General features: G+C 30.5%; 10 protein-coding genes. 8 read left to right on the forward strand and 2 right to left on the reverse strand.

All coding sequences use genetic code 11. From position 1 onward, the window contains the following. The coding region (locus EZH24_RS03285; protein ID WP_137997703.1) for a methyl-accepting chemotaxis protein at positions 1 to 1265 on the reverse strand (1265 nt) is incomplete at its 3' end. A gap of 249 nt (positions 1266 to 1514) precedes the next feature. On the opposite strand from EZH24_RS03285, the gene EZH24_RS03290 reads away from it, so the two are divergent. After that, positions 1515 to 2891 (forward strand): MATE family efflux transporter, encoded by a 1377-nt coding sequence (locus EZH24_RS03290; RefSeq protein WP_137997704.1) that lies wholly within the window; start codon positions 1515 to 1517, stop codon positions 2889 to 2891. Positions 2892 to 3078: 187 nt separating this feature from the next. Here EZH24_RS03290 and EZH24_RS03295 read toward each other — a convergent pair whose 3' ends face one another. After that, on the reverse strand, positions 3079 to 3633 hold the full coding sequence (locus EZH24_RS03295; RefSeq protein WP_137997705.1) for a CYTH domain-containing protein: 555 nt from the start codon (positions 3631 to 3633) through the stop codon (positions 3079 to 3081). A 200-nt stretch (positions 3634 to 3833) separates the two neighbouring features. Here EZH24_RS03295 and EZH24_RS03300 point away from each other — a divergent pair, with 200 nt between their 5' ends. The 7 genes from EZH24_RS03300 (at position 3834) to EZH24_RS03330 (ending at position 9965) form a co-directional block, all read left to right on the forward strand. After that, positions 3834 to 4445 (forward strand): hypothetical protein, encoded by a 612-nt coding sequence (locus tag EZH24_RS03300; RefSeq protein ID WP_137997706.1) that lies wholly within the window; start codon positions 3834 to 3836, stop codon positions 4443 to 4445. 405 nt (positions 4446 to 4850) lie between these two features. Continuing rightward, a complete protein-coding gene (locus tag EZH24_RS03305; RefSeq protein WP_137997707.1) occupies positions 4851 to 5900 on the forward strand; it encodes a hypothetical protein in 1050 nt (349 codons plus the stop codon). A 3-nt stretch (positions 5901 to 5903) separates the two neighbouring features. Beyond that, positions 5904 to 6800, forward strand: a complete 897-nt coding sequence (locus EZH24_RS03310; protein WP_236847052.1) for a hypothetical protein — start codon at positions 5904 to 5906, stop codon at positions 6798 to 6800. Positions 6801 to 6885: 85 nt separating this feature from the next. Then, positions 6886 to 7797, forward strand: coding sequence for a hypothetical protein (locus EZH24_RS03315; RefSeq protein ID WP_137997708.1), 912 nt, complete (start codon positions 6886 to 6888; stop codon positions 7795 to 7797). Positions 7798 to 7799: 2 nt separating this feature from the next. Then, on the forward strand, positions 7800 to 8591 hold the full coding sequence (locus tag EZH24_RS03320) for a hypothetical protein (protein ID WP_137997709.1): 792 nt from the start codon (positions 7800 to 7802) through the stop codon (positions 8589 to 8591). 35 nt (positions 8592 to 8626) lie between these two features. Next, positions 8627 to 9271: an outer membrane protein gene (locus EZH24_RS03325; RefSeq protein WP_161976098.1), complete on the forward strand. Its 645-nt coding sequence runs from the start codon at positions 8627 to 8629 to the stop codon at positions 9269 to 9271. Between the two features lie 40 nt (positions 9272 to 9311). Beyond that, the gene (locus tag EZH24_RS03330) at positions 9312 to 9965 is read left to right on the forward strand and encodes an invasin (RefSeq protein WP_137997711.1); all 654 of its coding nucleotides are present in this window, start codon (positions 9312 to 9314) and stop codon (positions 9963 to 9965) included. The last annotated feature ends 1 nt before the right edge of the window (position 9966 follow it).

Consider the following 9966-nt stretch of genomic DNA (forward strand, 5'->3'; position numbering starts at 1 on the left):
TCTGCTGCGCTCTTTGCCATTTCTTTCAAAGAAGAAGATAAAGCCTCTATAGAACTTGCCAATTCTTCCAAAGCAGCCGCTTGCGAATTGCTTCTGTCCGATAAATTGGAGCTTCCTTCAGATATTTTATTTATTTCGTTATTTATTACATCTATTCCCTGCTTTATTTTATAAATCACAGAGCCGATATTTTTCTGCATCTCGTCTATAGATTTCGTTAAAACTCCCGTTTGGTCTTTTTTCTCTAACAGTTTCTTTTCAAACCGAGCGTTAAAATCTCCTTTTCCCATATCGGTTATAATGCTTATCGCTCTATTCAAAGATTCGGATAGAGGATGAACTACAACCAATACCAAAATAGTTTCTATAGTCATAAAAGCGACAACCACTACAAACAAAACGATTATTAATCTTCGCATAAGATTGTCGAAATAAGCGGTAGTTCCATGTCCCGCTATAAGCCATGGCATATTTTCTATATTTTGAACGCCCGCCCATTCTTTTCCTTTTATTTCTATTAAATTATTTTGACTTGAAACGGCGCTTTGAAAACCCGAAAATAGAGGATTCGAGAATATAGTATTTTGTTCGCTTAAAATATAATTATTATCTTTATGAGTAAGATACATTCCGTTTTGCGTTATTATATTTATTTCGCTATTTTCGTCTTCCGATTGATTCGACATTATTTCCGCAATTTGTGAAAATAACACATCTATTCCTACAACTCCTTTGAGATAACCGTTTGTATAAACCGCTTTTGAAAAAGTTACTACAAGTTTTTTTGAAGACGCCGCTATATAAGGTTCGCTTATATATATTCCTTGAGAAGTCGATGCTTTAACAAACCAATCTCTTCTCGTCTGGTCGTAATTTGCAGCCAAAAGACTTGAGAACGGATTTACAAATATTCCTCCCGGGCTATTTCTTGGAATCGTATTTCCAAAATATACATTTGCAATATCTGGTTTTGACTCTAAAATATTTAAAAAAGCATCGAGCATATCGTCAGTGTCTATAGGGCTTTTTGTATAGGCTTCTATTATATCTATTTCTGTGTAAAAAGACGATGTCCATTTTATAACTTCTTCGGATGCCGTTTTCATTCGGATGTCCAAATTATTTAAAAATAATCTTCTATATTGAGGTCTATAAATAATATACATGCATATAACTACTATTCCTAAAAATACGGCAAACGGAATCAAAAACTTACTCATTAAACCGCTTTTTTTATTAGTTCTTTTTATCTTCATTTTTGACATAATCTTTTTTCCTTAATTAGTTTTGTGTATTTTATAATAATTAATTTAAATTTTAAATATATTATATCATATTTTCGGAATTATTGTTTTAAATTTCATTTAGTATTACATATATAAATTTATAATAATTGATAATAAATTTAAGATTGAAAAAACGAAAAATATAGAATATACTTAAAATAATTATCTTTTTATTTATAAATTTTTATATCATATATTTTTTAAGGAGAAATATTATTATTAATAATAATGCAAACAAATAATGTAACTTCCAATCCTCTATATTATGAGAAAATCCATAAATTGCTCTTTAAATACGCGACTCCGAGCGTTATTTCTATGCTTGTAGGTTCGCTTTATAATATTGTCGACCAAGTTTTTATAGGAAGAGGAATCGGAATCTACGGAAACGCAGCCACGAATGTAGCCTTTCCTCTCACGACAATATGCGTGTCAATTTCTTTGTTTTTAGGTTTGGGAGGAGCTTCGATTTATAGCATTTCTTTAGGACAGGGCAATAAGAAAAAAGCCGCCGATATAATAGGAAATACTATAATTCTTGCAATCGTATTCAGCGTTATATTTTCGATAGTAGTTAGAATATTCGTTAGAAAATTTATGATTATGTTTGGGGCGACTCAAGATGTTTTACAATACGCTATAGATTATACGAGCGTCACTTCGATTGGTTTTCTTCCTTTCGTATTTTCAACGGTAATGAGTCATATAATAAGAGCGGATGGAAGCCCAAAATACGCTATGTTTTCCGTTTCAATCGGCGCAATAGTAAATATAATATTAGACCCGATTTTTATTTTTAAATTTAATATGGGAATATCTGGAGCGGCGCTTGCCACGATAATCGGGCAGTTTATTTCATTTTTTATAACTTTAAGATATGTTTTTAATTTTAAGAATATCGCTTTCAATAGATATAGTTTTATTTTGTATTCAGAAAATGTTCGCAAAATTTTTATTCTTGGAGCTTCTGGCGGAATCAATCAATTTTCTATGATGGTAGTTCAAATAACTATGAATAATGTTTTAAGTTATTACGGAGCGATGTCGATATACGGCGGAAATATACCTTTGGCGGTTTCGGGAATAATTGCAAAAATAAATATGCTAATAATGGCTTTCATAATAGGAAGCGGACAGGGAAGTCAACCGATATTAGGATTCAATTACGGAGCTAAAAATTACGATAGAGTCATAGAAACTTACAGGCTAACCGTTACGATAACCTCGATAATAGCTTTTATATCGTTTTTAATATTTCAAATATTTCCTCGTCAAGTTGTTTCAATTTTTGGAGACGGAAGCGAACTTTATTTTAATTTTGCCGAAAGATATATGCGAATTTATATGGCGCTTATGATAGTAAACGGAGTTCAGCCCGTATCTGGAACTTTCTTTACTTCTATCGGAAAAGGAATCAAAGGAGCATTCATAGCGATGACGAGACAATTAATATTTTTACTTCCGCTTATAATTATACTTCCAAGAATATTTGGAATTGACGGTTTGATGTATGCGGGACCGATAGCTGACGGAATCGCGTTAATCGTCACAATAATTTTTGTAAGTTTGGAAATAAAGAAAATAAAAAGTTTGAAAGAGATATAAAAAAGGGATGCCATGCGGCACCCCCTAAATTCTACAGGGCTTAAAGAAGCCCACAACACAACACCCTTAAATAATAACATTTTTAAAAAATTTGTCAAGCGTTTTTAAAATAATTTTTTAAATAAATTTATTAAAACTTTATATTAAAAAGTTAATTTTCATAGTTATTTTTGTTTGATTAATTTATTTAAATTTTATTTTTTGATAAAAGATTTAAATAAGGTTCAGGTTCTATTTCCGATTCTTCAATTCCTATATCGTTTAATATCGATTTCAATTCAGTTATTTGTTCTTCGGTTGATTTTGAAGAATTTAAAAATTCAATTTCAATAAAATCGCCCAAATTTTTTATCGAAGATACTTCCGCCAACGCTCCTTTGTAAACGAAAGCGTAGCCTTTTTTTTCTTTTCTTACATATTCTTTATAATTTTGCAATTTCAATAAAAAATTTATTATGAATTTCGATTTCTTTTTGCTTACTTTAATCTCCCGCTCTTCATTCACTTCCACGCCGTCAATTATGTCTCTTGTTTTTGCGCAAAAAGTATAACCGCCATGTTCCGTTCTTAATCTTATGCAATTATTTAAATTTATATTTCCGCTTTTTATTTCGTCCGCTTTTGCAAAATAAATATCTTTTTTGAAATATTTTTTTTTGAATTTAGCGTTTTTATATAGAAAATCTAAAGTCGATTTCAAATCTTTAATATGCGCTTTAATTTCAATTTCGGTATTATTCATTTTAATTTATTATATAGTAATATTTTTTATTGTCAAAATTATGAAAAAATAAAATAAAAAATTATATACACAAATTAAAAAAATTTGCTATATTTTAAATAGAGGTTATAATTAATGTTAAATAATAATTTGTCGAATAGCTTAATATACGGTTTTATAAAATTATTGTTTATTTAAGAATATTTTTTAAGGAGAATAAAATGAGATTAAGAAAAATTTTTTATGCGATTTTTACGGCGCTTTTTATTTTGGTTGTATTGTCTTTTGCATCATGTAAACAATCCAAACTTACAATTCTTAAACCTGGTGTAGAGAGTGCTTCGTTGCTTGGAGGTTATAAGGAAAATATAGAAGATGGAATTTATGGAGACCTTAATATAACAGGAGGCGGGACAACTATAACAATTACTAACGGAAACGGAAGCAACACTTATAAGTATGTGGGAAAGGTAGGCACAAATGAAAAAGGCAAAGTAGGCAAATATGAGGATACTAACGCTGACGATACAAATAAAAATAAATATTTATTAGTCATTCAGGAAGAAGATTCTACCACCGCAATAGGGGCAACTAAAAGAGGAGCCGAAGCTATTGAAAAAGCTTTTGATACATTTGGCGAAGAGAAGTCCTTGCTAATAGCTATGGATATGCAAAAAGAAGAATATCAAAATGCCGATGGCAGCCCAAATACCGATAAAATCGCAGATAAGTATAAGATGACCGATTTAGAAAAACAAAAAATGAGAAACTATTTTAGCGGTTTAAACAAAAATGATTTTGGAGACCCTAAAAAATATGATAAAACATCTTAAATAAAGTAAATTATTTTTATCTGTAATTATGAGACTAATTTTATAGCGGCTTTTTTGCGAATTTTCCATTTTTTAATCGGTTCAAAGACAATGATAAGTAAGAATATTCGCTCTTCGTTTCGACAAATGCGGACAGATTTTCCCGATATAATTATGATAACTTTAATAAAATTCATATAAAATTTAGCTTGACATATTTATAAAATTTTATATATTAAAAATAAAGAAAGTAGGTTAAAAGTTGTTTTATGAGATAGAAAATCGATTTAAATATTAAAGATTTAGAAGTAAAAAATTAAATTGCTTCGGTAAGGTTAATTTTTAAAGGTTTTTATGTCGAAATATTATAATAGTATAATATAATTGTAATATTTATTATTGATAAATTATAAAAGGTATAAATTAATGAAAAATTCTCCCATATTTAAGATAGCTTTTTATATCGTAATTATAATAATTATAAATTCTTTTTTATATTTAACGGCATTTTCTCAAACTAATTTAAACAATTTTTTTGCGGGAGATTTTTCAACTAATAGTATTTTGGCAAGAGGTTTTGCTCAAGAAAGACAATTCGTAAGCGTTAATTTGCTTCCGAGACATTCCGCCATATTTCCGCCTTTCGTAAATAGCTTAATGAGGAATATCGATACTTTCGCGGGATTGGCAAAAATGAATTTGAACGATATTAAAATTTCTGATAGTGTTAGCGCTAAAGATATTTTGAATAATGTGGATATAAAAGGAAATTTTTGGTATATTCCAGATATTTCCTACACTTTTTTATTTAATAGAGTAGTAGGAATCGAAGCTGGAATGGGAGTTCATTCCGTTTCATATTCCGTAAATATTCCCAGAGATAAAATGTCGGGCATTTTAGACGGACTTTTGGGTAATGTAAGCGATTTGCCTGTTTCCATTCCAGCTTTAGTCCGTGGTTTTCAGGGGGACAATATATATTTTAAAGCCTCTTTATATTATATTCCAATTCATGTGGGAGTAAAAATAATAACGGGGAAAACCCAAAAACTCATAAATACTTTTAGATTGGGACTCGAAACCGTAGTTTATAATATGGATGTTGAAAATATATTTTCTGGCGAGAAATCCGCTCGTCACTCTGCGGAAGCTACCGTTTATCTTTCCTACGAATTAGGATGGCAAATAGATTTATTTCCAAATAAAAATTGGAGAGTTAAGCCTTATATAGACTTTTCTTTATTTGAAATAGGGTTTTATATTAGGGGAGCGGCTAAAGGCATTTATGAGGATATTAGCTCTAGTGTTTACCGTTTAACGGATGCATCTGCTTTGGGAAGTAGCGTAACAGATATGATGGGTTCTTTTAACGGCATTACTTTGCCAGAATGGAGCAGTTTTTCAAAAGCTGTGGGTTTTGTGACTTCTTTGAAAATAGCGATATTTCCAAGATTTGGATTTACGATAAGGTTTTAATTTATGGGATTTATTTTAAGGATTGTATTATTAATATTTATTTTATTAAGAGGCGTCTCTTTCGCCCAAACTACCGAAGAAGAAATTGAAACTCAAACGGAAAATGTGGAAAATACAGAAGTAGAAAATATGGAAACTGATAACTTAAGTAATAACGGAGAAGCTGAAGAAATACAAGGTTCTTTAATCGGCGAAGATAACTTTATAATGGATTATAATTTGATAGATATAATCCCCATAGAACCCGACAGAAATTTGCTTACGGTAATGTCAAACGAGAACGGTTTTGAAAACGGACTACAATCTCATAGGCATTCTTTGGGTATAGATTTCGGAACGGCTATATTTGCGACTCTTAACGCTCCTATATTGGTTAATTTGGCTTTCCCTCAATCCGAAAATTCTCAAAAGCAGACTTTAGAAGGTAAATTCGGATTTAGATTAACTTATACTTATAGATTTACCGAAAAAATCGATTTGGACGCCACTTTTGGGCTTTATGTTATGAATACATATTATGCCAATTCAAGCAGCGAGTATTCTGGAGGAACTTATGCAATTCCATTTTCTCTCGGCTTAAGATTCTATTTTAATAAAAGAGATAGAGCTTCGGGATTTTTCCTTCTTCCAAAAATAGGGGCTACTATATTTGCCACTAAAGGAAATGAAACCGCAATAGTAGACGGTAATAGAGGCGACACGGTTAAAAAGAATTCAACTTTATTTGATTTTTATGTTTCTACAGAAATGGGATTTAGAATAGATATGTCAAGGAAATTGGGAATTACAAGCGGAGTGCGTCCTTTTATAGATATCTCTTTGCTTGATATTGGAGTTTCATATTCCTATATATTCAGGTTTATTCCTTTGCCGAGACTTGCTATAGGAGTGTTATTTTGATTGCTGTTTTTTATTATTGTTTTGAATTTTATAATTTAATTAAAAAATGATAAATATTAAGAATTAAGGACTGATTTTTGTTATTATGAAGAAAATATTTATAATCATATTTTTTAATATAATCTATATGAATTTATATTCTAACGGCATACCTTTATCAACCGTTTCCGATACGAATACATATCATTATATGAAAGGAAGGCAAATGATAAATGTCAACTTTTCGAGCGGATATGCGGGATTTTTAACGGGATTTCTAAACGCCGTGACTTATGATTATGAGGTTATCACAAATTTTGCAAAACTTAATTTAAATCTTCTGATTCCCGGAATTTCAAAATATTTGCATAATATGAATTTTAAGGGAAGTATGTGGTATATTCCTAATGTCGCATATACATATTTGCATCATACCAATTTAGGATTTGAATTTTCAATGGGCGTTCAATCTATGAGTTTTAATCTTACGGCGCCGAGTAGTAAAATCGGAGGAATTTTAGACGAAAATACTACCGATGTTCCTTACGGAGATTCGACTTTTGAAAGCTCTTATACATATATTCCCATTACTTTGGGAGTTAAACTTTTTACGGGCAAATCAAGAAGGATGGTAAACGCGTTTAGAATTGGATTCGAACCCGTAGTTTACTCTTTAAAAACTAAAAACGCCATAAATGGAGAAACTACGGAAAAAACTTACCGCAATTTTAATATGTATATATCTTACGAATTAGGTTGGAGTATAGAATTATTTCCAACAAGAGAATGGCCCGTTAAGCCTTATCTTGATATATCGTTATTTGAAATAGGTTATTATGTAAAATCTTCGGCTCATATTCTCTATGGAGATACGCGAAACGCATTTTTATCTTTCGGAGCGGGAACAACTTTAGTAGATTTGCCTGTTCCTTCGATTTATGAAGCTCCGTATTTGCCATATATATTTGGAATAAGATTTATTTTACTGCCGAGAATAGGCTTTAGTATGAGGTTTTAAATATGAAGCGTATATTAATTGTTATTACATTGACGCTTATATTTAGCGGACTATCCTTCGCTCAAGGCGATTTTATATCGGGTTATGATATTATAGATATTAAGCCGATTGAAACGAATATTTTTGTCCCTTTTATAACCAATTTGCAAACCAACAGTATTTTTTCAAATTCGCTTTTTATACCAGGAGCAAATATTTACGGGGGAGCGTTTACTCATAAACATTCGATTGGAATAGATTTTGGAACTACCATATTCTCAACTCTTACGGCGCCTTTCTTATTTAATTTGACTTACGAACAACCAGACGGCGCATCTCGCAAAGCGTTGGACGGAAAATTCGGATTCAGATTCGTATATACTTACGGATTATTGGAAAAAATGGATTTGGACATTACTTTGGGAATGTATTTTATGAATACTTATTATACCAACGCCTCTTCCTATTATAGCGGAAGCGTTTACGCTATTCCTTTTTCCGCAGGAGTGCGATTTTATTTTAATAAAGGAAATAGTTCTACGGGATTCTTTTTACTTCCTAAACTTGGCGGAACTTTTTTTATAACTAAAGCGAATCTATATTCTTTGAATAATACGGAAAACAAAGATATTTTTGTATTTGACAGATACCTTTCTCTCGAAATGGGATTTAGAATAGATATTTCAAGAACTTTGGGAGTTACGAGCGGAGTGCGTCCTTTTATAGATATTTCTATAATGGATATAGGCGTTTCTTATATTTATTTATTAAGATTCGTCCCTTTGCCGAGATTTAGCATAGGAATATTATTTTAAAATATAATTTTGATAATATGGGGAAAATATTTATTATGATTAAAAAATTTGTTTTAATTTGTTTTATATATTTTTGTTTAAGTTCTGTCGCTACGGCTATAGAAACAGGTTTATATATTTCGCCAAAATTCATATTTTCGGTTTCGAGTTTGAATGTAAGCAATAGAAACGTTAATAATTTATTTATAGGGGCTGGAACTTCGATAGGTTATAATTTTAATGTCCTCCATCAACAAGCCCCCGTCAGATTAGAATTTGAATATTTATATAGAGACGGCTTAAACAGAAATTTATATTCGGATTCCGATGTAAGCAGTATGAATGCGCATACTTTTTTATTCGGGGCATATTATGATTTTAATTTTTTTAGAGTAGATTATAATTCTTTAGAGGAAAGCGTAATTTATAGAGACGGAAAGAGACATTTAATGAGCGTTTATTTAGGAATCCTTTTTGGGGCGGATTTGGAACAGTATATTTTAAATACTATAGTTGAAAAAATAGGAATGGTTAGTATAGCGAATTATTATAATAAGTCTAAATTTAATTTCGGTTTAGGATTGGGTTTTGCCGTCAATATAACCACTTTAATTACGGCTGATATAAGCTATAGATTCATAATCGATACGGAAGTTAAAATGAAGAATGATATTATAATGGCTTTAAGATTTAATTTTTAATTTTGCTTTGATTTAAATAAATAATTGGAGAATATAATTAATGAAAAAATATTTATTATTGATATTTATATGTTTAGCTTCAAACTTATTTGCCGTATCCCCGAAAGGGCTTTACTTATCTCCTAAATTTATGTTTAGCCATGACGCGAATAATGTTTATATAAAAGACAACGGTTCAAAAGGTTATTATAATTATTTGGGACTTTCGGTAGCTTTAGGGTATGGAATAACTACGGAAAATACGGTATCTCCCGTTAGATTGGAATTTGAATATTCTATAGGAAAGGCTGTAGGAATAAATGATAATATTTTATTTCATACTTTGCTCGGAACGGTATATTACGATATAAATTTCTTTTTCACGGATATAGAAATTAATGAAGACTCTAAAAGTAATATATTAAAAAATCAATATCCTTTATTTTCTATTTTTTTGGGTTTTTCGATAGGAACTAAAATCAATACCCAATTAAATAGAAAAATAGATTTAAATATCGATACGCAAAATACGGTGGCGGATAATAAATTAAATGTTTCAAGAAGCGCCGTAGTATTCGGATTCTCGGGAGGTTTTTCGTTTAATATAAGAAGTTGGCTTGCTGTAGATATGGGATATAGATTTATAATAGATGTTACTCCGAGATGGTATCATGAAGTTCTTTTGGGACTTAGATTTACCATTCCGAAGTTATAAT

This window comes from Brachyspira catarrhinii, from assembly GCF_005518285.1.
GTDB lineage: Bacteria > Spirochaetota > Brachyspiria > Brachyspirales > Brachyspiraceae > Brachyspira > Brachyspira catarrhinii.

Coding starts and splice junctions, on each gene's coding strand:
- EZH24_RS03290 (WP_137997704.1), top strand. CDS start 1,515: ATGCAAACAAATAATGTAACTTCCAATCCTCTATATTATGAGAAAATC.
- EZH24_RS03300 (WP_137997706.1), top strand. CDS start 3,834: ATGAGATTAAGAAAAATTTTTTATGCGATTTTTACGGCGCTTTTTATT.
- EZH24_RS03320 (WP_137997709.1), top strand. CDS start 7,800: ATGAAGCGTATATTAATTGTTATTACATTGACGCTTATATTTAGCGGA.
- EZH24_RS03295 (WP_137997705.1), bottom strand. CDS start 3,633: ATGAATAATACCGAAATTGAAATTAAAGCGCATATTAAAGATTTGAAA.
- EZH24_RS03315 (WP_137997708.1), top strand. CDS start 6,886: ATGAAGAAAATATTTATAATCATATTTTTTAATATAATCTATATGAAT.
- EZH24_RS03305 (WP_137997707.1), top strand. CDS start 4,851: ATGAAAAATTCTCCCATATTTAAGATAGCTTTTTATATCGTAATTATA.
- EZH24_RS03310 (WP_236847052.1), top strand. CDS start 5,904: ATGGGATTTATTTTAAGGATTGTATTATTAATATTTATTTTATTAAGA.
- EZH24_RS03330 (WP_137997711.1), top strand. CDS start 9,312: ATGAAAAAATATTTATTATTGATATTTATATGTTTAGCTTCAAACTTA.
- EZH24_RS03325 (WP_161976098.1), top strand. CDS start 8,627: ATGATTAAAAAATTTGTTTTAATTTGTTTTATATATTTTTGTTTAAGT.